Origin of the sequence: Bradyrhizobium sp. ORS 111 (genome assembly GCF_045571485.1) — a bacterium.
GTDB lineage: Bacteria > Pseudomonadota > Alphaproteobacteria > Rhizobiales > Xanthobacteraceae > Bradyrhizobium.
The window spans coordinates 4,770,704-4,792,845 of sequence record NZ_CP120701.1; the positions used below are offsets into that span (position 1 = coordinate 4,770,704).

Annotated in this window: 19 protein-coding genes; 7 read left to right on the plus strand and 12 right to left on the minus strand. The window is 64.1% G+C overall.

Features of this window, described 5'->3' with window-relative positions; translation table 11 throughout:
• Positions 1-200: 200 nt before the first annotated feature.
• Positions 201-1,070 carry a GntR family transcriptional regulator gene (locus tag P6U30_RS22355; protein ID WP_407165070.1) on the minus strand — a complete coding sequence of 290 codons (870 nt, stop codon included), beginning with the start codon at positions 1,068-1,070 and terminating at the stop codon, positions 201-203.
• A 98-nt stretch (positions 1,071-1,168) separates the two neighbouring features.
• On the opposite strand from P6U30_RS22355, the gene P6U30_RS22360 reads away from it, so the two are divergent.
• Genes P6U30_RS22360 through P6U30_RS22375 form a run of 4 tightly spaced genes read left to right on the plus strand, consistent with a single transcriptional unit; the run spans position 1,169 to position 5,758 of the window.
• A complete protein-coding gene (locus tag P6U30_RS22360) occupies positions 1,169-2,629 on the plus strand; it encodes an amidase (protein ID WP_407165071.1) in 1,461 nt (486 codons plus the stop codon).
• The gene (locus tag P6U30_RS22365; protein WP_407165072.1) at positions 2,626-3,501 is read left to right on the plus strand and encodes an alpha/beta hydrolase; all 876 of its coding nucleotides are present in this window, start codon (positions 2,626-2,628) and stop codon (positions 3,499-3,501) included. Before P6U30_RS22360 ends, P6U30_RS22365 begins: the two co-directional genes overlap by 4 nt.
• Positions 3,498-5,048 (plus strand): ABC transporter substrate-binding protein, encoded by a 1,551-nt coding sequence (locus tag P6U30_RS22370; protein WP_407165073.1) that lies wholly within the window; start codon positions 3,498-3,500, stop codon positions 5,046-5,048. Before P6U30_RS22365 ends, P6U30_RS22370 begins: the two co-directional genes overlap by 4 nt.
• Positions 5,049-5,077: 29 nt before the next feature.
• A complete protein-coding gene (locus P6U30_RS22375; RefSeq protein ID WP_407165074.1) occupies positions 5,078-5,758 on the plus strand; it encodes an FMN-binding negative transcriptional regulator in 681 nt (226 codons plus the stop codon).
• A 103-nt stretch (positions 5,759-5,861) separates the two neighbouring features.
• On the opposite strand, the gene dusA is transcribed toward P6U30_RS22375, so the two are convergent.
• The 5 genes from dusA to P6U30_RS22400 form a co-directional block, all read right to left on the minus strand.
• The gene (gene dusA, locus P6U30_RS22380; protein WP_407165075.1) at positions 5,862-6,821 is read right to left on the minus strand and encodes a tRNA dihydrouridine(20/20a) synthase DusA; all 960 of its coding nucleotides are present in this window, start codon (positions 6,819-6,821) and stop codon (positions 5,862-5,864) included.
• A 400-nt stretch (positions 6,822-7,221) separates the two neighbouring features.
• Complete coding sequence (locus tag P6U30_RS22385; protein ID WP_407165076.1) at positions 7,222-8,505, minus strand: CaiB/BaiF CoA transferase family protein; 1,284 nt, start codon at positions 8,503-8,505, stop codon at positions 7,222-7,224.
• A 24-nt stretch (positions 8,506-8,529) separates the two neighbouring features.
• Entirely contained in the window at positions 8,530-9,477 is a 948-nt protein-coding gene (locus P6U30_RS22390; protein ID WP_407165077.1) for a PDR/VanB family oxidoreductase, read from the minus strand.
• Positions 9,478-9,491: 14 nt separating this feature from the next.
• Positions 9,492-10,811 carry a Rieske 2Fe-2S domain-containing protein gene (locus P6U30_RS22395; protein ID WP_407165078.1) on the minus strand — a complete coding sequence of 440 codons (1,320 nt, stop codon included), beginning with the start codon at positions 10,809-10,811 and terminating at the stop codon, positions 9,492-9,494.
• A gap of 40 nt (positions 10,812-10,851) precedes the next feature.
• Positions 10,852-11,163 (minus strand): type II toxin-antitoxin system HicB family antitoxin, encoded by a 312-nt coding sequence (locus P6U30_RS22400; protein WP_407165079.1) that lies wholly within the window; start codon positions 11,161-11,163, stop codon positions 10,852-10,854.
• A gap of 184 nt (positions 11,164-11,347) precedes the next feature.
• On the opposite strand from P6U30_RS22400, the gene P6U30_RS22405 reads away from it, so the two are divergent.
• Positions 11,348-11,857: a MarR family winged helix-turn-helix transcriptional regulator gene (locus tag P6U30_RS22405; RefSeq protein WP_407165080.1), complete on the plus strand. Its 510-nt coding sequence runs from the start codon at positions 11,348-11,350 to the stop codon at positions 11,855-11,857.
• On the opposite strand, the gene P6U30_RS22410 is transcribed toward P6U30_RS22405, so the two are convergent.
• From P6U30_RS22410 to P6U30_RS22430, 5 genes are all read right to left on the minus strand, one after another.
• Positions 11,854-13,107, minus strand: coding sequence for a cytochrome P450 (locus tag P6U30_RS22410; protein ID WP_407165081.1), 1,254 nt, complete (start codon positions 13,105-13,107; stop codon positions 11,854-11,856). The two genes, P6U30_RS22405 and P6U30_RS22410, sit on opposite strands and share 4 nt — an antisense overlap.
• Positions 13,108-13,169: 62 nt before the next feature.
• Positions 13,170-14,399, minus strand: coding sequence for a CaiB/BaiF CoA transferase family protein (locus P6U30_RS22415; protein WP_407165082.1), 1,230 nt, complete (start codon positions 14,397-14,399; stop codon positions 13,170-13,172).
• 10 nt (positions 14,400-14,409) lie between these two features.
• Complete coding sequence (locus P6U30_RS22420; protein WP_407165083.1) at positions 14,410-16,647, minus strand: acyl-CoA dehydrogenase; 2,238 nt, start codon at positions 16,645-16,647, stop codon at positions 14,410-14,412.
• Positions 16,648-16,656: 9 nt separating this feature from the next.
• On the minus strand, positions 16,657-17,466 hold the full coding sequence (locus P6U30_RS22425) for an enoyl-CoA hydratase/isomerase family protein (protein ID WP_407165084.1): 810 nt from the start codon (positions 17,464-17,466) through the stop codon (positions 16,657-16,659).
• Positions 17,467-17,523: 57 nt separating this feature from the next.
• Positions 17,524-18,390, minus strand: a complete 867-nt coding sequence (locus tag P6U30_RS22430) for a FadR/GntR family transcriptional regulator (protein WP_407165085.1) — start codon at positions 18,388-18,390, stop codon at positions 17,524-17,526.
• 82 nt (positions 18,391-18,472) lie between these two features.
• On the opposite strand from P6U30_RS22430, the gene P6U30_RS22435 reads away from it, so the two are divergent.
• Together P6U30_RS22435 and P6U30_RS22440 are read left to right on the plus strand one after the other, a co-directional pair.
• Entirely contained in the window at positions 18,473-19,612 is a 1,140-nt protein-coding gene (locus P6U30_RS22435) for an acyl-CoA dehydrogenase family protein (protein WP_407165086.1), read from the plus strand.
• A 44-nt stretch (positions 19,613-19,656) separates the two neighbouring features.
• Positions 19,657-20,868, plus strand: coding sequence for an ABC transporter substrate-binding protein (locus P6U30_RS22440; protein ID WP_407165087.1), 1,212 nt, complete (start codon positions 19,657-19,659; stop codon positions 20,866-20,868).
• A gap of 216 nt (positions 20,869-21,084) precedes the next feature.
• On the opposite strand, the gene P6U30_RS22445 is transcribed toward P6U30_RS22440, so the two are convergent.
• Positions 21,085-21,768, minus strand: coding sequence for a cupin domain-containing protein (locus P6U30_RS22445; RefSeq protein WP_407165088.1), 684 nt, complete (start codon positions 21,766-21,768; stop codon positions 21,085-21,087).
• Positions 21,769-22,142 lie beyond the last annotated feature (374 nt).

Sequence of the window (22,142 nt, forward strand, 5' to 3'; positions counted from 1 at the left end):
GGTTCGGCGTGGCGGCAGCGTGGCTGACCTGGAAGATCAAGGCGATCGGTCCGTCGGTCGAGATGCCCGGATCACCGGCGGTCACTGCTGGCGCGGCGGACGCTCGGCAAGGCGTTCCGCACGATCATGCTCATGGTGCGGCCGCGACGCACCGCGATGAGACCATCGCGCCAACTGATCTATTTGAACATATAATACACCTAGTCGTCTGCGTCCGCCCGCTCGAGCTGCGGATGGGCGAGCCGGCTGGCCGCATCGATGTGGCTGCGCATCAGCGCCGCCGCGACCTCCAATTCGCCGCGCTCGATCCGGTCCAGGATCTCCAGATGCTCGTTGCAGGACGCGACGACGCGCTCATGGCCGAACGTCCAATCGTAGTTGACGAAACGCCGTAACCGGTTCTGCTGCTCGAGCGCCAGGAGCAAGTAGCGATTGTCGGCGCCGGCCGCGATCCCCTGGTGGAACGCGGCGTTCATCTCGAAGAAATCGACACTCGAGGATTTGCGCCAGGGCGCGGCCAGTGCGGCGCGATGACGTTCGCGCATCTCGGCCATCCAGGCCGGATCGAGGCGAAAACGCGGCATCAGGATCGCCGCAGGCTCGAGCAAGCGGCGGAAGGCAAAACTCTCTGCCCTCGCTTTGGGATCGTCGATCGCTTGCGAAAACAGCCAGCCTCGCCCCGGCTTGCGCTCGATCAGCGCGACCCCGGCAAGCCTGTTCAAGACCTTTAGCAGGAACGGCCGCGTCACCTGATAGCGCCGCATCAGATCGGACTCGGAGACTTCGAGCGGCAGGCGACCAGCGAGCCTGTCGCGGGCAATCTCGACGCAGAGCTCGCTCGCCTCGTCGGAAGTGGCCGGCGCGTCGTCAAGCGACAGGCTCGTGACGCTCTTGCGCAATACGAAACCGCGGCGCGGGCGCGCCTCGACGAGACCGCGCCGCGCCAGATGCTGGAGGGCGGCACGCACCGGCGTGCGCGATACCTGCAGCCGCGCCGCAAGGTCGGCTTCGGTCAGGCGCGCACCCGGCCCGAGCCCGTCGCCGCGCACCAGCTCGACGATTTGCGGCAACAGGTCCCGTTGCAGGCGGGTGGGACGAGATGTCGATTTTTGTTTCATGTGGCTATAAAATACACTAGTGTCCCCGCCATGACCAGAGGAGAGTGAGCATGACCGAGCGGATCGCTGATGACGCGAGGCGCGCGCAAGACGCGCCCGGATCGCTCGACGGCCCACTCTGGCGCGCTGACGCCACCGCGCTCGCCGCAGCAATCCGGGCGCGGAAGATTTCGGCGCGCGAGGCGGTCGAAGCGGCACTCGCGCGCATGGCCGACGTCAATCCTTCGCTCAATGCCATCGTTCTGTCGCTCGCCGACGAAGCGCTCGCCACCGCGGACGCGCTGGACGCCAAGCAGCGCGCCGGCGAGGAATTGGGCCCGCTGCATGGCGTGCCGGCGACGATCAAGATCAACATCGATCAACGCGGCTGCCCGACCGACAACGGCATCGTCGCCAACAAGGGTCTGATTGCCGAGCAGGACAACCCGGTCGTCGCCAACCTTCGCCAGGCCGGCGCCATCCTGATCGGACGCACCAACGCGCCGGGCTATTCGATGCGCTGGCACACCGGCAACGCATTGCATGGCGAGACCCGCAATCCATGGCGCGCCGATCGCACCTGCGGCGGCTCCAGCGGCGGCGCGGCGGTTGCGACCGCCATTGGCATGGCGCCGATCTCCCATGGCAACGATATCGCCGGCTCGATCCGCTACCCGGCCTATTGTTGCGGCGTGTTCGGCCTGAAGCCGTCGCTTGGACGGGTCCCCTCCTACAATCCGAGCTTCCAGGGACTATCGCCGATCTCGTCGCAGTTGATGGCGGTGCAAGGCCCGCTGACGCGCAGCGTCAGGGATTTGCGCCTCGCTTTCGCGGCGATGGCGAAACCCGATGTGCTCGATCCCCGCACCGTCGCACCGGCTCCCTTCCCTCCGGCGCGCCAGCCGATCCGGGTTGCACTCGTCGACAGCCTTGACGGCGCCGCGTTCCATCCGGCGGTGAGCGCAGCGCTCAAGGCTGCCGCACGTGCACTTGAGGACGCCGGCTATCGTGTCGAGCCGGCTTCGCCGCCGGAGCTCATCACCGCCGCCGAAACCTGGCCGCGCCTCGCCATGCCCGATCTTCTCGCCCAGCTCGAACCCTATATCGAGACGAACGGCGATGACGGCGTCCGCCGCGCCGCCGGTCTGTGGCGGCGGGTGTGGCCGCAACGCGATCCGACCGAAGTGCTCGTTGCGCTCGGCGAACGGCTGAGATTGCTGCGGCAGTGGCAGATCTTCCTGATCCGCCATCCGCTCATCCTCATGCCGGTCTCGACTGAGCCGGCTTTCGAGGTCGACGCCGACGCGCGCGACGAAGCGACGACGGCTGCGATCATCCGCTCCCAGCGACCGATGACTGCGGTCTCGCTGCTCGGCCTGCCCGCAATCTCGGCGCCTACGCTGGTGTCCGATGGACTGCCGATCGGCGTCCAGCTCGTCGCTGCGCCCTTCCGCGAGGACCTCTGTTTCGATGCGGCCGAAGCGATCGAGTCGCGGCTTCCGCCGGCGCTGCCGCCCGAGCCGCGGCGATGAGCTCATCCGCCCCGAAGCGCCAAGGCCACGGTGCGCGCCTCTCCTACTATGATTTCGGCCGCACGACCGTCTATTGCTGCCAGCGCGACCCGCGCTTTTCCTATTGCGCCTACGTTCCGGAAAGCTATGCCGAGGATGGCGCTGATCGCTACCGCCTGCTCGTTGCCGTCCACGGCTCGCGCCGCGAGATGATCGCCTATCGTGACGCCTTCATCGCGCTTGCCGAGCGGCGCCGGCTGATCGTCCTTGCGCCCTTGTTTCCGGTCGGCATCGTCGCACCCGACGATCATTCGAGCTACAAGATGCTGCGCGTCGGTGCGATGCACTACGACGCGGTGCTGTTCGCGATGATCGCAGAGCTTGAGGCGCGCTACCGGCTCGATGCCGATCGCTTCGGTCTGTTCGGCTTTTCGGGCGGTGCGCAGTTCGCCCAGCGCTTCCTCTATCTGCACCCGGAGCGGCTCAGCGCCGTATCCATCGCATCGCCCGGCGTCGTCACCCTGCTCGACGTCGAACGCGACCACTGGGTCGGCGTCCGCGACTTCGCCGATCGCTTCGGCAAGCCGCTCGACCTTGCCGCGATGCGTCCCGTCGCCGTGCAGATGGTCGTCGGCGCCGACGACAGGGACACCTGGGAAATCACCATCAAGCCGGGCGACGCGTGGTGGCAGCCGGACGCCAATATTGCCGGCGCCGACCGGCCGGCTCGGCTCGATGCCCTCAAGGCGAGCTTCGAGGCACATGGCATTTCGGTGCGACGGGACATCGTTCCCGGCGTCGCCCATACGCTGCCCGGCCTGATCCCGGTCGTCGAGGATTTCTTCAATGCGGCTTTCGCTGGTGAAGCGGATCATAGGGAGGGCGTGCGATGAAACGAGCGCTGGTGGCAGCCTGGCTTTGCACGATGCTGGTCACGCAAGCCGTTGCCGAGGAGCAACCGAAGCAAGGCGGCCTGCTCACGATCCGGCTCAATTCCGACATCCGCAGCCTGGAGCCCGGCGTCAACCGGGACACCAACACCGATAACGTCCTCAACCATATCTTCGAGGGGCTGGTCGCCTATCGCGCCGACATGAGCGTCGGGTCGGCGCTTGCGGACTCCTGGACCGTCTCCGGCGACGGCAAGACCTATCGCTTCGTGCTGCGCGACGGCGTGATGTTTCACAACGGCGCTCCATTGACCTCGGCCGAGGTGAAATGGAGCTGGTCGCGATTGCAGGCCAATCCCGCCTGGCAATGCCGCAACGTCTTCGATGGCAGCCAGGGCGTCAAAGTAATCGACGTCGAGGCGCCCGAGCCGCGCATCGTCATCTATCACCTGGAAAAGCCCAGCGGCATGTTCCTCAAGCAACTGGCGAACATCCAATGCGCGGTGCTCGTCGCCCATCCCGACAGCCTCGACGCGCAAGGCCAATGGCGTGCGCCGATCGGCACCGGCCCGTTCAAGCTCGCCGAATGGAAGCACGATCTGTCTATCGACCTCGATCGCGTCGCCGCCTACCGGCCGAGCACGGCACCGGCCAGCGGCTACGCCGGCGCGCGGATTGCCCATGTCGATCGTATCAGCTTCAGGATCATCCCCGATGACAGCGCGGCGCGAGCCGCTTTGCGGACCGACGCCGTCGACGTGATCACGGAAGTGCAGCCTGAGCGTGTCGCAGAGTTGCAGGCGGGCGGCGTGAACGTGCAGACGACGCCCGGACTTGCCCGCGACGCGCTTCTGATCAACGACAAGGACCCGCTGCTCGCCAATCCGAAAATGCGCGAGGCGATCGCCACGGCCATCGATCGCGAGCAGATCGCGGAGACCCGCAGCCAGGGCCTTGCCAAGGCCAACTCCTCGGCGGTCAGCACGTCGATGGCTTATTTCGATCCGGCCTTTCTCGCTTGGCCCGCGTATGACCCGAGCCGGGCCGCGGCACTTTTGAAGGAGGCCGGCTATCACGGCCAGCCGATCAAGCTGCAGACCAACAAGCGCTATCCGGGGATGGACGCCAATTCCATCCTGCTGCAGGCGATGCTGTCGGCGGTCGGTCTCAATGTGCAGATCGAGACCCTCGATTGGGCGACACAGCTCGATCGTTACATGAAAGGCGAATTTCAGCTCCAGTCCTTCACCTATTCCGGCCGCTTCGACCCGGCCCTGACTTACGCGACCTTTCTTGCCGACCGCGCCAGGTTCAAATGGGCGCAATGGGACGATCCGAAGGCGCTCGAGTTGCTGCGCGAGGCGATGGAAACGGCCGACGACGCCCGGCGCAAGCAGCTCTTCCTCGACCTGCATGACTTGCTGAGGGCGCAGATTCCAACCATCGGGCTGTTCTACGAGCCGGCGGTTGACGCAACGACAAAGCACGTGCACGGCTATCGGGTGTGGGCGCCGGACCGGCCGATTGCCTGGGGCGTGTGGAAGGACTGACGTCAGGCAAGCAACAAGGCGACGACCTCATGGCCCAGCAATCAGCGAGCGGCTCGCCACCCGCAACCGGCGACAAGTTCTTCTCCGCACCGCATTTCCGCCAGCCCGATGCGGCGCAGGCGCTGCAATGGCTGCGCCGCTATCCGTTCGGAGTCCTGATCACCACGGGCGCGTCGGGCGTGCGCGCGACGTCCCTGCCCTTCGTCGTGGAGAAGGACGATCCCACCGACATCCGGTTGCTCGGGCATATCGCCTTGAGGAACAGCCACGCGGCAGACCTCCCGTCCGTGAGCGAGGTTCTGATCGTTGCCAATGGTCCAAGCGCCTATATCTCGCCGCGCTGGTATGCCGGCCCCGCCAATGTGCCGACCTGGAACTATGTCGGCCTGCAATTGCGCGGACGGATCGAGCTGCTGCCCGCCGAGACGGATCGGCGCCATGTGCTGGAGCGCACCGTCGATGAGTTCGAGCGTCGTGCTGCCACGCCCTGGCGGTTGAGCGATGCGCCGGAGGATCTGGTCGCGCGGCTTCTCGGCGGCATCGTCGCGTTTCGGATCGGCCCGTGCCGGCTCGAATGCGTCGAAAAGCTCGGGCAGAACAAGCCCGGCGCCGACGCCGAGGGCACCATGGCCGGCTTGCGCGAAGAAGGCGACGAGATGGGCCATGCGGTGGCCCGCATGATGCAGCAGATCTTCGCAAGCCCAGGCTAAAGCGCGATGTGATTGAGTTGAATCGTCATCGCGCTTTAGCTCTTTGTTTGAGCATGATCTTTTCGGAAAAACCGCTTCACACTTTTCCGGATCATGCTCTAGATCAGGCGGCGATCGACGCCGGCACGCGCTCATCGACCAGCGCGATCGCATCGCGCAGCACATCGGCACCGGCCCCCGGCTTGACGCCATGCTCCGCCAGGTGGCGGCGGAACGCACGCGCGCCGGGGACGCCATGGAAGGCGCCAACGAAGTGTCGCGTGATCGCATGCAGCCGCGTCCCGAGCGCGAGCTGCGCCTCGATATAGGGCATCATCGCCGCGAACACGTGCTTCATCGTCGCATGCGGCGACGGCTCGCCGAACAGTTCGGAATCGACGGCAAGCAGCCGCCACGGCTCCTGATAGGCCGCCCGTCCGAGCATCACGCCGTCGACATGCGCAAGATGCTGCCGCGCCTCGGCAAGGCTCGCGATGCCGCCATTGATGATGATGGGCACATCGGGCAACGCCGCCTTCAGGCGATAGACGCGGTCGTAATCGAGCGGCGGGATATCGCGGTTCTCCTTCGGCGACAGCCCGTTGAGCCAGGCTTTGCGGGCGTGAACGATCAGCATGTCCGCCCCCGCCGCAACCACCCCGCGCGCCAGCACATCGAGTGCGACTTCCGGATCCTGATCGTCGATCCCGATCCGGCATTTCACCGTGACGGGAATGCTCACCGCGCGCTTCATGGCCGCGACCCCGTCGGCGACCAGCGCTGGCTCGGCCATCAGGCAGGCGCCAAACCGGCCGTCCTTCACGCGGTCGGAGGGACAGCCGACATTGAGGTTGATCTCGTCGTAACCGAAATCCTCGCCGATCCTGGCGGCTGTCGCGAGATCGCGTGGATCGGAACCGCCAAGCTGCAGCGCCACCGGGTGCTCGCTCGCATCATGCCCGAGCAGCCGCATCCGATCGCCGTGGATCACCGCGCCGGTCGTCAACATCTCCGTGTAAAGCCGCGCCCGCCGCGACATCAGCCGATGGAACACGCGACAGTGCCTATCGGTCCAGTCCATCATGGGGGCTACGGAAAATTTCCAATGACTTTCAACCACTTAGGTGCACCGCTGGTCCAGTCCTGGGAAGACACGGCACCGTATCTATACTGATTTCGCTGGTTTTTTTAGTCCCAATACGCTCGTGGTGAGACTATCGAACCAGTTTTTGGCGGTGATTTGCTACCAAATTTGCTACCGGTCCGATGCTCATGATCGCGCTTTTTCTTGGTAGCAAATCGAATGCAAACTGGCCGTTACCCAAAGAAAAAGCCGCAAGGAGGCGGCTGTCGTCTGGACGATCAACTCGTCAATTAGGGCGTGTCCTCATCGGGCGAAGCGCCGTCGCGAAAATAGTCCGTTTCACCAATCCCGGCGACGGCCACACGGCTCCGCAGCGTTCGCGCGTCTCGACCGCGCCCCGTCACGGCTTGGCATTCTGTCGCGAGGGCTGGCTGCCGAAGGCTCCGCCTGCGGCAAGGCGCGCGATTTCCGCTTCGTCGTAGCTGAGCAACTCGCGCAGCACATTTTCGGTATGTTGCCCAACGGCCGGTGCCGCTACGGGATCGACGATCGGCGTCCGCGAATAGCGGATCGGCAGGTTCACATTCGGCACCCATCCGACCGTGTCATGCGGGATCCGGGTGACGATGCCGCGCTCCCGCGCCTCCGGGGAGCGGATCGCCTCGCCGACGGTGCGCACCTGGCCGCAGGGCACCCCGGCTGCCCGCATCCGCGACTGCCAGTGCAACCAGGACTGTCGGGCGAAGGCCTCGCCGAGAATCGCGAACAACTCCTCGCGACGGCGGATTCGATCGGGGCCGGTTGCATAGATCTCGGCCGCCGCGAGATCCTCGCGCTCAAGAACCTGCGCCATCAGGCGCTGGAAGATCTTGTCGTTGCCGCAGTTGATATAGAAGGAGCAATCGCTGGCCAGGAACACACCCGACGGACACGTGTCCGGGCTGGTGTTGCCGCTTCGCTTCGGATCGGTGCCGCTGAACAGCGACTGCATGGTCGCATAGCCGGTCATCAGGACGGCATTCTCGAACAGCGATACCTCGATGGCCTGACCCTGCCCGCTGCGCTCGCGGGCGAACAACGCACCAAGGATCGCATTGCTGGCCATCATCGCGGTGCTGATATCCATCACCGGAGACAATGCGCGCACGCCCTCCCGGTCGACATAGCCGTTCATCGACACGAAGCCACTCTCGACCTGCGCGATCGGATCGAAGCCGAGCCGGTCCGAAAACGCCCCATCGCGGCCATAGGCCGAGACCGAGCAATAGATGATCTCGGGATTGATCTTGCGGCAGCTCTCGTAGTCGAGGCCCAGCCGCGCCATCACGCTCGCCGAGAAATTCTCGACGAGGACGTCCACCGTCGCGATCAGCTCACGCGCGACCTTCAGACCCTCTTCAGACTTCAGGTCGAGGGCAACGCTGCGCTTGTTGCGGTTGGTCCAGAGAAACGGCGCACCGTGCCTGAGCTCGGGATGCACCGGCGGATAGCGGCGCAAATCATCGCCGCGGCCCGGCGCTTCGATCTTAATCACCTCGGCGCCCATGTCGGCCAGGATCATGGTCGCAAACGGTCCCGCGATGAAATGCGAGAAATCGATCACACGGACCCCCTCGAGTGCCCTTGGTGCATCGACAGGGCGCGGGGTGTGCTCGGGGAAGTCGGCTTCAAGCTGATCCAGCATCGGGATATCCGTCAATTTGATGTTCTAGAGATCGAGCACAAGCGTGCGGGACTTTGCTCCTGAGCAGCAGATCATGACGCTCTTGTTCGCCGCCTGCTCGTCCTCGCTCAGAAACTGGTCGCGATGGTCGGGTATGCCCTCAAGCACGCGCGTCTCGCAGGTGCCGCAGACCCCCTCGGTGCAGGCGTAGTTCGCGGTGATGCCGGCATCCAGCAACGCATCGAGGATGGTCTTGCCTGCCTCGACCGCGATGGTGCGATTGCTTCGCGCCAGCTTGACGGCGAAGCCACCCCTGGTGGCCGGAGCTTCCCGCGCCTTGAAATACTCGACATGCAGGTGATCGGCCGGGCGACCGGCCGACGCCGCCTCGAACGCCTCGAGCATGGGCACCGGACCGCAGCAGTAGAGATGCGCGCGAGCCGGTGCGTTCCTGACGATCGTCGCGAGATCGAAAGCCAGTCCCGATCGCTCGTCGTCGAAATCGAGATGTACCCTCGATCGATATCTGCCGAGCTCGTCGAGAAATGCGGCAGCGGCGCGCGTCCTCGCGGCGTAGAACAGCTCCCATCGGAGCCCGAGCGCTTCCAGACGCCGGATCATTGACAGCAGCGGCGTGATGCCGATGCCCCCGGCGATCAGGATCGAGTGCTCGGCCTGCTCGTGGAGCGCGAAGTTGTTGCGCGGCCCGGAGACCGTGATGATATCGCCGACCCTGACGGCGTCGTGAATGTGGCTTGAGCCGCCGCGACTCTCAGCATCCCTGTTGACCGCAATGACATACCGGTGACGCTCGCGCGGATCGTTCACCAGCGAGTAGCTGCGGATCATGCCGTTCGGCAGATGCAGGTCGATATGGCTACCGGCCGTGAACGAGGCCAGCTCGCCGTCCGTCCGCGCGATCAGCTCGTAGGACTGGGTCCGCTCAGCTTCGTAGCCGATGCGCTTGACCAGAAGCTCCTGCGTGTCAGCCATATGGTTGGATGCGTTCACAGCTCGTACCCGAAATCGGCACCAAGCTTCGCCCGCATGAACGGGGCGCTGACGTCGACCCAGGAATCCTCCGGCGGCAGCCGCAGCGACACGGCTCGCACCATGAATACGTCGGGATCCGACACCCCCTTGGGCCTGATCGCGTGATCGCGATAGGCGCCGAGCGCCTCCAGAATGAAGCGCCGCGTCATCGCAATCCCGGTATCGCTCGAGCAGAGCGTTTCCTTGGTGCGATCAAAGATCGGCGAGACACCACTCTGACACGCACCGTCCTGCACCCAGAGCCCCGGCAGGCCCGAGAACCAGGTGGTCCGCTGCGCCTCGTAGTCGAATTGAAAGCCGTTCTGCGGATTGTATTTGGTCCAGTAACCCGCATACGGGACGGGCGGCGGATGCTGCACGAGCGCGTGGCGGCTGGCATGTCCGCTCTCGCGGCCCTTGTGTCCTTCGGCGAACACCTGCCGCGTCTTCTCCAACAGCGGCTCCGACGGATGATAGGAGAACATGATGCACAGCGTATTCTCGTCGTCGATCGGCACCCAGGCGTGTCCGCTTAGATCGGGAAACGGAGACAGCGGGGGCACCAGCGTATAGAATGGCAACAGGAACTGGTTGACCCGCCAGTACAACGTGTTGGCATCGTAATTGCGCCGCGCGGCGATGCTCATGCCGAAATCCTGCTTGATGCATTCGAAGGTCGGCCGGAGGTCGCGCTTCTGGATCCAGGCGCTCGTCGTGCCCTGGGCATCCAGTCGCCCGTGCAGCAGCGGCGCATGCGCCGAATCGATCTCGCCCTCGACCGCCTGCAGCCAATTGCACTCTTGGACGCGAACCGAAATGTGCACCTGCTCGGCCGGCACCAGATTCCATTCGAGGTTCGGCAGCGGCGGAAGCTCGGCCTGATCTGGCCCCATATAGGTCCAGATCATCCCGTTGCGCTCCTTGCAGGGATAGGCCTTGATCCGCACCCGCTCCTTGAGGCGGCTACGCACCGGTTCTGCCGGCATGTCGGTCACCGCGCCGGCAACGTCGAATTTCCAGCCGTGATAGACGCAGCGCAGGCCGCAATCCTCGTTTCGTGCGAAGATCAGCGGCGCACCGCGATGTGGACAGGCCTGATCGACCAATCCGATGCGGCCCTCGGAATCCCGGAATGCGACCAGATCCTCACCAAGCAGCCGGATGCGCTTCGGCTGCCCGTCCTTGGCGAGGTCCGCCGACGGCAGGAACGGAATCCAGTACAGGCGAAACAGCTCGCCGAGCGGCGTGCCCTTGCCGACCCTCACCAGCCTCTCATTGTCTTCGTGCGAGAGCATGAGCTTTCTCCATGTGATCTAGCGCTGCATCCCGGCGAGCCTATTTGGCCGCGCTGCCGAGCAACGCTGCGACTCCTGCGGATAGACCGAGATCGTTGGCCGTCCAGAGCGGATCGGAAGAGGCAAGTGGCTCGCGCGGAACGGGAGGCTGCTTCCCCGCTTCCACAAGACTCACGATGATCTCGACCCGGCGCCGTTCGAGTTCTCTCAGCACGTCTTCAAGCAGATGGCCCTCTGCGGTGCAGCCAGGCAGCTCGGGATAGGCAAGGCGCAGCCGCCATCTGCCGGCCTCGGCTTCGACGGCCTCGGCCTCGAGCAGATAGGGAACCGACAGGAGCTCGCGCAGGTTCAAGCCACCCTCCCGGGGGCGACGTCGATCCGCGCCCCTCATTATTGATACGTATACGTACTACATCCGCGACTGCATGGCAAGGCCGGATCAGATCGCCCTCAAGACCATTCCGATCTTCGCCTTCGACGGCAGCGGGGTTGAGGGTCGGGAATCAAGCTGCTAACGGCTACGGATAGATTTTCAGATGGATGACATGACGAACGACGAGGCAAGCAAGACGGGTTCGCCGAGCGAGATCGCGCGCCGTTGGCAGCTCGAAGGCGGCATCGGCTTTCTGCTTCGCCTGCTCGAAGCCCGTTACGACATGCTCTATCAAACACTGACCGAGCAGAACGATATCACCCCGCGTCAGTTCGGTGTGCTGATGGCGCTCTATCAGGATGGCCCCCTCACCCCGTCCGTCCTCGCCGAACGAATCAGCTCCGATCGCAATACGCTGAGCGAGATGCTCAAGCGCATGACGACGCGCAAGCTGATCTCGAAAAAGGACAATGCCGAGGACCGCCGCTCCATCCAGGTCCAGATCACCGCGAGCGGCGAAGCGGCGCTCTTGAAGGTGATCCCGGCCGCAGCAAAGCTGCAGGATCTCCTGCTTGCACCGCTCACCAAGAAAGATCGCGCGCATTTCATCAAATGCATGCGTGCAATCGCAAAGGCCTCGCCGTCGCGGGCTTCAATCCCGTCCGGCGACTAGGCGTCGTCTGCACGCGATCGCGGCCGGCACCGCACCGGCAGCCGCTTGACGCCGCCGAGGAAAGAGGTCTCGGTCCAGGCCGGCTTGCCTGCAAGCTCGACATGGTCGATCCGCCTGAGAAACTCGCGGAAGAATGCCACGATCTCGGCCTTGGCGAGATGCCGACCGATGCAAGCATGAATGCCGAAGCCGAAGCCGAGATGCCGGTTGGGCGAACGGTCCGCAATGAATTCAAAGGGACGATCGAATGCTTCCTCGTCCCGATTGCCGGACGGAAAGCTGATGAAGAGACTGTCGCCGGCCTTGATCTTCTTGCTGCGGATTTCGTAGTCCGCCGCCGCGGTCCGGAAAAAATGTTTGACGGGTGAAACCCAGCGCACCATCTCCTCCGCCGCACCGGGAATCAGGTCGGGCTCGCGTTGCAGGCGGCTCATCGCGTCGGGATTCTCGATCAGGGCCAGCAGGCCGCCCGCAATCGTGGCGCTGGTGGTGTCGTGCCCGGCGCTTGCCAGCGCCACGTAATAGGAATAGGCCTCAAAATCCTCGATCGGTCTGCCGTCGATCTCCGACATCGCGATGACGGTCGCCACGTCATCCCTGGGATTTTGCCGCCGCTCCTTTGCGACGTCCTTGAAATAATTGACATAGGCGAGCGTCGCATCGATCAGGTCACTGCCCTGTTGCATCTCCGGATCGCCGCCGCCGAAATAGGCCTGCGTGATCTTCAAGAGACGCTGCTCGTCTTCGCGCGGCAGTCCGAGGATCGTCATCAATACGCGCAGCGGATAGTAGATCGCGATGTCATTATAGAAATCGCACTCGCCGCCGATAGCAAGAAGCCGGTCCACGCTTTCCTTCGCCAGCGCCTCCATGCGATCCGACAAGGTGCGGAGCTGGCGCGGCTGAAACCACGCATGTGTCAGTTTCTGGTACTTGGCGTGATCGGGATTGTCCATCTGCGGCAGCGCCCGCACCAGCATGGGCCGGCCGTTCATGGCTTCCCGGACCTTGCTTTCGAAATCGATGCTCAGAAGCTTGGTCCGCGGTGTGTTGATGAAGCGATCCGCCTGGCGTTCGATCTCGATGATGTCGGCATATTTCGTGACCGTCCAGAACGGACGATAGCCCGCGGGCTCCGTCCAATGGATCGGATCCTCGCGCCGCAGCCGGGCAAACAGCCGGTGTTGCAGCTCGACATCGCCGTAGGTCTTATGATCGGCGATGGCGTTGTCCAGCGTTGTATCGCGCATTTCATTCCCTCCCTGGTGTACGACGCCCTCGCTTTCGTTCGTGCGAGTTCGGCGTCAAAAGGTCATTGCGGCCGACCTCTCGCCTGCTTCTCTCTCCGTTCTTCCCTTGGTTCTCCGAAGGCCCCGCGCCTCACGAGCGCGGTGATTGCCTCAGGTGAAAGCCCGAGCGTGCGCGACAGCACCTCATCCCGGTGCGCGCCGATGGCGGGAATGTCGCGACCGATGCTGGTCTCGGCGCCGGACATCCTCCAAGGCGCATTCACGCCGGAAAATTCGCCGGCGCCGTCGGCAATCGTCGCGAAGGCGCCACGTTCGAGGAGATGCGGATCCGTCAGCGCCGCCCCGGGATCGCGGTACCGCGCACAGGGCACGCCGGCGGCATCAAGCGCCGCCAAGCATTGGTCGACCGTATGCCGCGCGGTCCATTGCTCGACCACCTGCATCATGGCCGTCCAGTTGGCGCCGCGCGCCGGTAGCGCGTTGAATCGCGGATCGTCAGCGAGTTCACGCTGCCCCGTTACTTCGCACAGAGCGACGAAATTGCGGGCGGTCACCGGCGCGATCAGAAGGTCACCATCGCGCGCCCGCACCGGGCCATAGGTCGGGCGCGGCGCGCGGATCGCGAATTGCGCTTCCTGAAGCTCATAGACCAGCAGATTCAGCATGCAGTCCATCAAGGCCACATCGACGTGCTGTCCCTTTCCGGTGCGCGTACGCTGCACCATCGCGGTCTGGATCGCGGAGTAGCCGAAGATGCCGCCGAGGATATCGGCGACGAAAATGGCACCCGGCGCGGGACGCTCCCGGTCGCCGGCATAACGCATCAAAGAGCGATCGAATCCGCTCTCGGCATGCACGATCATCGCATAGGCTGCGCGCCCGGCCTCCGGGCCCGATTGGCCATAGCCGGAAATCGAGCAGTAGATCAGCCGGGGATTGATCTCGCGCAACGCCTCATAGCCGAGGCCGAGACGGTCCATCACACCCGGGCGGAAATTCTCCACCAGGATGTCGGTCTCGGCGACGAGGCGGTGTACAAGACGGATCGCCTCCGCGCTCTTCAGATCGAGTGCAAGGCTCTTCTTGCCGGCATTGAGCTGGCCGAAATAGGTGCTGTGGCCTTCGCGTAGCGGCGTCCGCAGCCGCATGTCGTCGCCTTCCGGCGGCTCGATCTTGATGACCTCGGCGCCCACGTCGGCGAGCAGCCGCGCGCAATACGGACCCGCCACCATGATCGAGAAATCGAGCACCCGTACGCCGGCGAGTGGCGCCCTGTCGCCATCCTTCTGCATCCGATCTCTCCTATCTCGGCAACCCGAGAGCGCGTTGCGCGATCAGGCTGCGCTGGACCTCGTTGGTCCCGATGCTGATGACCCACATCAGCGAATGCCGCAGGTTTTGCTCGAAGCGGCCATTGTCGATCGCGCCCGGCATCTGCTCGGACAGCGCGGCGCGCATCCCGAGGATATCGAGCGCGGCCTCGCCGAAGCGCTCCATCAACTCTCCTGAGAACACCTTGCTGATCGCGCCATATTCCGGCGGCGTCACGCCGTCGGCGGCGAGCTCCGCGCAATGCATCATCAAGAGACGGCCGATCTCGATCTCCGACGCCAAGGTCGCCATCCTGTCGCGGACGATCGGATCATCGGCGAGAGACCGATCACCGTCTTTCGCCACCACATGCGAACGCAACTGCTCGAACGCGTGCGCGACCTTCAGGACGATCCCGCCACCAACCAGCCCGCGCTCGAAGGCGAGCGCGCCGGTCAGCACCTTCCAGCCGCCATTGACATCGCCGACCAGGTTCTCGGCGCGAATACGGACATTGTCGTAGAAGATATTGGCAAACGTGCCGTCATACATGGTTGCAGATGGCCGGATGGTGATGCCTGGCGCATCCATCGGCACGATGAACATGCTGATTCCGGCGTGAGGCGGTTTGGCATCCTTGTCGGTCCGCGCGGCGAGGAACATGTATTTACCCCACCAAGTGGTGGTCCAGATCTTCTGGCCGTTGATCACCCAGTGATCGCCGTCCTTGACCGCGCTGGTGCGCAGCGCTGCGAGGTCCGAGCCCGCCTGCGGCTCGCTGTAGCCCATGCCGTGCATGGCTTCGCCGCGCAGGATTTCCGGAAGGTATTTTTGCTGCTGCTCGGAGGTACCGAACATCATCAGAGCATTGGCCTGGATCGCCGCGCCGATCCGCGGGGCTTCGCCCCGCTCCATCGTCTCCATGAAGGCGATCTGCTCCAGTGGGGAGCGTGCCTGGCCGCCGAATTGCTCCGGCCATCCGAGGCCGATCCACCCGGTCTCGCCCATGTTTCGAGCAAAGCCGGCATCGAACTCGCGCTTGGCGAACGGCCTCTGGTCGAACGCCTGCTTCGTGTCTCCGGTCCAGTTCTGCTCGAGCCAGCGCCGAACCTGCTCGCGAAACGCATTTCCGGCGGACCCGAGGTCGTATTGCGGCAAGCCGGTGCCGCCTGCATCCAGCAGCCGCGCGGCCAGTCTATGCTTGGCATCCGAGGTGCCGCCGAGCGCGATCGTGTCGAGATGCACGCGCTTGAAATGGATTGGCGCCTCGTGCTCCTCGGCATAGCCGATCGCACCGAACGTATGCTGGGTCTCCAGTGAAACCTGCCGCAGCGCATGCCCGGAGAACGCCGATGCGCAATCGGCGAAGTAGCGCCAGTCGTGGTTGCCGCTGTCATGCAGTCTGGCGGTATGCTCGAGCATCAGCCTGATGCCTTCGAGGGCGATGAGGCAGTTGGCCAGCTTGTGCTGGACTGCCTGGAACTTGCCGATCGGCTGCCCGAACTGGTGGCGCTCCTTGGCGTAGTCAACGGCCAGATCAAATGCACGCCGCGCCGCGCCGTAGGCGCGCGCGGTCAACGCCACCCTGCCTTTGATGCGAAGATCGTCCAGATCGATCGTCCCGACAGGAATGAGTGTGACCGGCGCCGCGTTCAGCTTGACTTGGTACAGCCCCCAAGCCCCCATCGCCCGGGTCGCGACGCGTTCGACACCGGGACCACCGAGGTCGATCAGCACCATGTGAGCCTGATCGAGCGCGACCAGAAGGTGCGTGGCGCCTCCGGCCGCCTCGACAAAACGCAAGACGCCCGTTGCCTTGAGGTCCGCGACCTCGACCGAGCCCGCGCCGATGTCCGGATCCAGCGCACCGAACGAGAAGGCGACGGTCACCTCCCCCGAGTGCAGCCGCTCAAGCAGATTCAGCACGACGTCGACCTGCGATCCGGAGATCGCAAGGTTGGTGAGTGCCGCAGACCACATCGGTGCCGGACAGCCGGCCCGGCCAAGCTCCGCCATGACGACGAGAATCTCGGCGAGGCCGCCTTCACTACCTGCTGCACCGAGCTCTGCTACGCCCTGTCCGACCAGCTTGCGCCAGATGGCCGACACCTCGTCTGGCGACGACGACGCAGCCACCCCAAGCGGACGCCAATGCTCGTCCAGGAACCCCCGCACGGAATCGCGCAGCATTCCTGCGACATCGCCATCCGATGCTTCGATCGCGGCCATGGGCCCGGCCTATGCCTGGCCGAACCTCGGCTTGCGCTTCTCCTTGAACGACATCGTCGCTTCCTTGTGGTCCGCAGTCTCGAACGTTACCTGCTCCAGCGCCATGGACGCCTCAAGCAGCAGGTTGACCCGCTCCTTGACGATCTGGTTGATCGACAGCTTGGTCCAGCGAATGGCCCAGGCCGGACCGTTCGCGAGCTCAACCGCGATCGCGCGGGCCGTGGCCAACACCTCCGCACGCGGCGCGACGTGATTGACCAGCCCGATCCGCTCCGCCTCATTGCCCTTCAGGAGCGTGCCGCGGATCAGGAACTCCTTGGCCTTGTTGATGCCGATCAGCAGTGGCCAGATCACCGTGCCGCCGTCGCCCGCGACCAAGCCGACGCGCGAGACGTGGGTGTCGCCGATCCGCGCGTCCTCCGCCATCACGGTGATGTCGCAGAGCAGCGCGTGGGTCGCCGCAAGGCCGATGGCGTCACCATTGATCGCGGCAATGATCGGCTTGTCGAGTTCGAGCTGGCGGGTGACGCCGCGCCGGCTGATCATGGGATCGTGCACCTCGCCCTCTTCGAGCACGTCACCCCCCGGACGTTCGGACATCGCCTTCACGTCACCACCGACGCTGAAGAAGTCACCGGCGCCGGTCAGCACCACGGCGTTGACGGCGTGATCGTCCGCGAGATCGTCCCAGATCGTCCGCAACTCGCGGATCAGCTTCTGATTGATGGCATTGCGAGCCTGCGGGCGATTCAGGGTCACCGTCGCGACTTTGTCCGCGACCTCGACTGTCAGACATTCATACTTGGCGTAGCTGGACACGTTTGCCTCCGCTGTTATCGCTGCTTGAATTGCTGATTTATTTGCAAGATGAGCACACTATCGGCGCATCCCGGGCTGCACGTCAGCCAATGCGACATGAAGCGACATGGCGCCAGGATCCTGCTCGAGCATGCGCTGCACGGATTCCAGGTGCGATCGCAGCAGCCGGCTTGCCAGCGCCACGTTTCGCTCGCTCAGCGCAGCAAGGAACTGCCGCCGCTTCTCAGCCAGTCGCGCCATCGCGACGCCGCTGGAGGCTACCTTGGCGTAGACGAAGCGCATGTGGATCTCGGTAACGGAGTCCACGATCATCGCAATCACCTTGTTGCCGGTCGAGGCCGCCAGCAGCTTGTAGAACTCGCGCGAACATTCGACCCGATCGAGCAGGCGCCCCTCCTTCGTCGCAAGCTCCGTCCGCTCGATATTAGCTTCCAGTGCATCGAGATCGGCCCGCCGCGCATTGGCGCACGCTAGCTGCACCACGAGCTCGAGGACGTGGACGCGCGCCTCCGACAACTCCCGCACGGAAATCGTCCCGAGGCTCAGCATGTCGCGCATGACCTCGTTCATGCGGCGGGTGTCGCCCTGCTGGATGAAGGCGCCGCCCTTGACGCCTTTCTGCAACCGCAGCACGCCGGCCATTTCGAGGCTGCGCAGCGCCTCCCGCAACACATTGCGGCTGACGCCAAGCTGCTGCGCCAGCTCGCGCTCGGCCGGCAGCTTGTCGCCGGGCTTTAGCACGCCGAGCGCCAGTTGCTCGCGAATCCGTTCGCAGATCTCCTCGAACGTCCGCCTGGTGTGGATCGGCTTGAATGTCGGTGCTGCGACGGAGCCAGCCGTCCGGTGATCGGTGGCCCGCTCGCGGCGGTTCGGCGAGGCGGTACGGGAGCGCTGCGGCGCGCGAGGGCTTGACTTGGTGCTCATGCGGTGGATTATTAAATGGATCACCCATTCAATGGAAGACCCTTTTTGGCCTTCCGATAAATAAAACAAACAGGGAGCCCGCATGAGTTTTTCCGAGGAGCAGGTCGCATTCCGCGACAACGTGCGCAGGATGGTCGCCAGACACGTGGCGCCGATCGCCGCCGAGATCGACGAGACCGATCGCTTCCCGCTCGAATTGGTCAAACTTTTCGGCGAGATGGGACTGATGCAGCTCTGGGTGCCGGAGCCCTATGGCGGTCCGAACGGCAACCTGACCATGGCCTGCATCGCGCGCGAGGAGATCTCGAAAGTCTCGCCCGCCTGCGCATCGATCGCGGCGCTCAACACCATGTTCATCATGCCGCTGCTGCATTTCGGCTCGGAGGAGCAGCGGAAGAAGTACCTGCCGATCATCGCCCAGGGCGGCGTGGTCACCGCCATCGCGATCTCGGAGCCGCAGGCCGGCTCCGACGTCGCCGCGCTCAACACTCGCGCCCGGAAGGACGGCGACAGTTACGTCCTCAACGGCCGCAAGCAGTGGTGCAGCTACGGCGTCGTCGCCGACTACATCGTGGTGATGGCGCGCACCAGTGACGGCGCCGGCGCGGACGGCATCAGCGCCTTCATCGTCGAGCCGAAGAAGACACCGGGCATCACGTTCGGCCGCCACGAGCGCAAGATGGGCTTTCGCGGCGCTCCCAACACCCCGATCTTCTTCGATAATGTCCGGGTCCCTGCGGAAAATCTCGTCGGCGAGGAAGGTAAGGGTTTTCGTGCGTCGATGCGCGCGCTCGACCTCAACCGTCCGACCATCGGCGCGCAGTCGGTTGGCCTCGCACAGGGCGCGCTCGATGCCTGCATCGCCTACGCCAAGGAGCGCAAGCAGTTCAAGCAGCCGATCGCCGAGTTCCAGGGTGTGCAGTTCATGCTCGCCGACATGGCCATGCAGATCGAGGCGGCCCGCGCGCTGGTCTACGAATGCGCCCGCGCCGGCGACGCCGGCGACTGGAAGCAGCTCAACGTGCTCGCAAGCATGGCCAAATGCGTCGGCAGCGACATGGCCATGAAGGTGACGACCGACGCAGTCCAGATCTTCGGCGGCTACGGCTACACCATGGACTACCCGGTCGAACGCATGATGCGCGACGCCAAGCTGACCCAGATTTTCGAAGGTACCAACCAGATCCAGCGCGTGGTGATCGCCCGCGAACTGCTGCGCTAGCGCAGATCGATTTCAAGAAGAAACAATTGCAGGGAGGAACGATCTTGTACCACATCATCAACCGGGCATTGATAGCCGGCGCGCTGTCAGCCCTGCTAGCGGCGCCGTCCTACGCTCAGAAAGCCTACAGTCCCGGCGCCAGCGATACCGAGATCAAGCTCGGCCAATCGACGCCGCTGAGCGGCCCCGCCTCCGCATTCGGCGCGGGTGCCGGGCGAGCGGTGGTCGGCTACTTCGAGATGCTGAACGCCAAAGGCGGCATCAACGGCCGCAAGATCAACTTCACGCAGCTCGACAACGCCTACAGCGCGCCGAAAGCGGTCGAACAATCACGCAAGCTGATCGAGGATGTCGGCGTATTGGCCGAGGTCGGCACGATCGGCACCGCGCCGAATGTCGCGATCCAGAAGTACCTGAACGCCAGGCAGGTGCCGCAGCTCTTCATCACCGCTGGCGGACGCCGCTTCAACGATCCCAAGGCATTTCCCTGGACGATCCCGCTCTATCCCGACTTCGAAACCGAAGGCCGCGTCGTCGCCAAGTACATCCTGACCGCAAAGCCAGACGCCAGGATCGGCGTGCTCTATCAGAATGACGACTACGGCAAGGACTACCTCAAAGGTCTCCGCACCGGTCTCGGACCGAAGGCCGAGCTGATCGTCGCCCAGGCCTCCTACGAACTCGCCGATCCGACCATCGACTCCCAGATCGTGCAGCTAAAAGCCGCCGGCGTCGACACCCTGATCGAGCAGTCGTCGTCAAAGGCGGCGGCACAATCGATCCGCAAGGTCTACGAGCTCGGCTGGAAGCCGCTGCACGTGATCGGCGGCTCGACCGCATCGGTCGAAACCATCCTGAAGCCCGCAGGCCTCGAAGCATCGAAAGGGCTGGTCACAACGCAATTCCTCAAGCAGCCGGGCGACCCGGCCTGGGCCAATGATGAGGAGGTCAAGGCCTACAAGGAGTTCTTGAAGGCGTATGCACCTTCAGCCAATCCGGACGACTATTCTGTGCTCGTGGCCTATATGAACGTGCACGCCGTGGAGCTGGCTCTGCGCAAATGCGGCGATGACCTGACCCGCGAGAACCTCATGAAACAGGCGACCGCGCTGACCGGCGAGCGACTGCCGATGATGCTTCCAGGCGTCGCGATCAGCACCCGACTCGGCGACTACACGCCATTCCGAACTCTGCGGATTGCGACATTTGACGGCGAGAGCTGGACCTTGACCGGCGCGCCCCTATCGGCCGACTAAACCAGACCGCGGCGAGAGCCACCAAGGCTCTCGCTACGTCGGGACACGGCCGGCTCGGGTAGGGCTGCTCGAAGGAGCAGCTATGTCGCTATGGAGTTGGAACGGGTCCGACCCCACCAAAACTCGAAAACAACCCCATGCAAAGTAGCATCACCATCGCAGGGGCTCTTCTGTCAACCCGAAGACGCTTGACACGTCGGGCAACTCACGTACCGGCTATCCGGGAAGTCGACAGACATCCGGATGCAGCAGCGCCGCCTCCTTTATCCAGATTTTCGCGCCTTCTGGGCCAACCGCGGCTTTCAGGTCGACGCCCGCGGGGAGCCGACCCCAGCTCTGCGGCTGCAGCGTCTCACCCCCGATTGTTAGTCCCCCCGATAGAACAAAGAACTCGAGCCCGCGCGCATTCGCAAGGCTGATGGTTTCATCCGGCCGCCAGTCTTCAAGGCGGACCTCCTCGTGGCCGTCGTCAAAGAGAACGCGAACGCCGCTTGCGCCGGGGCGCGGTGGTGCAACCTGTCGGCCCTGACCTGGCTGGCGCACGATCTGGGTCCTGTCCCCGTCCCGGAACTGCCAGAGCCGCACGAAGATGGTACAGCCATCCTTCGAGGCGGGAACATGTGACGTCCCCGGAGGATTGCGGAAGTAGCTGCCGGTGGGATAGTCGCCATGCTCATCCTGAAAGATGCCTTCAAGGACGACAATCTCTTCTCCACCGCCATGCGTATGACGCGGGAAGGCGCTCCCGGGAGCATAGCGCACGATCGAGGTGGCGCGCGCGACTTCGCCGCCAATTCGGAACAGCATGCGCCGATCCACGCCGGCCGACGGACTGGCCACCCAGTCCAGTTTCGCGGCGTGAACGATCACAGGCTTCGATAGATCATCATTGATGCGCATCGTTGCTCTCCCTCAGGGTAGCATCATCCGAAACTCGCCGGTCCCTATCTTACCAGGGCTATCGCATGTGCCGCCTTAGGCGGCTGCGTACGTACTCGGCCTCGTGGTTCGAGACGCGCCGCAAGCGGCGCTCCTCACCATGAGGGTCTACTATTGTGCCGCAAGACAACACCTCATCCTGAGGAGCCCGCCAAAGGCGGGCGTCTCGAAGGATGGCCGCAGGGCGCTTTTCTCTCAAATGCAATTGCCCTACCGGTCTTACCATTACAGGTCCCCTAAACGGAGACACCTTTGCAGTCGTGAGCTAGTCTAACGAACTCCCTTCTTCAATCCGGCATTCGTCCAGGAATTCTTGCAGGAAAGCTGCCCTCGTC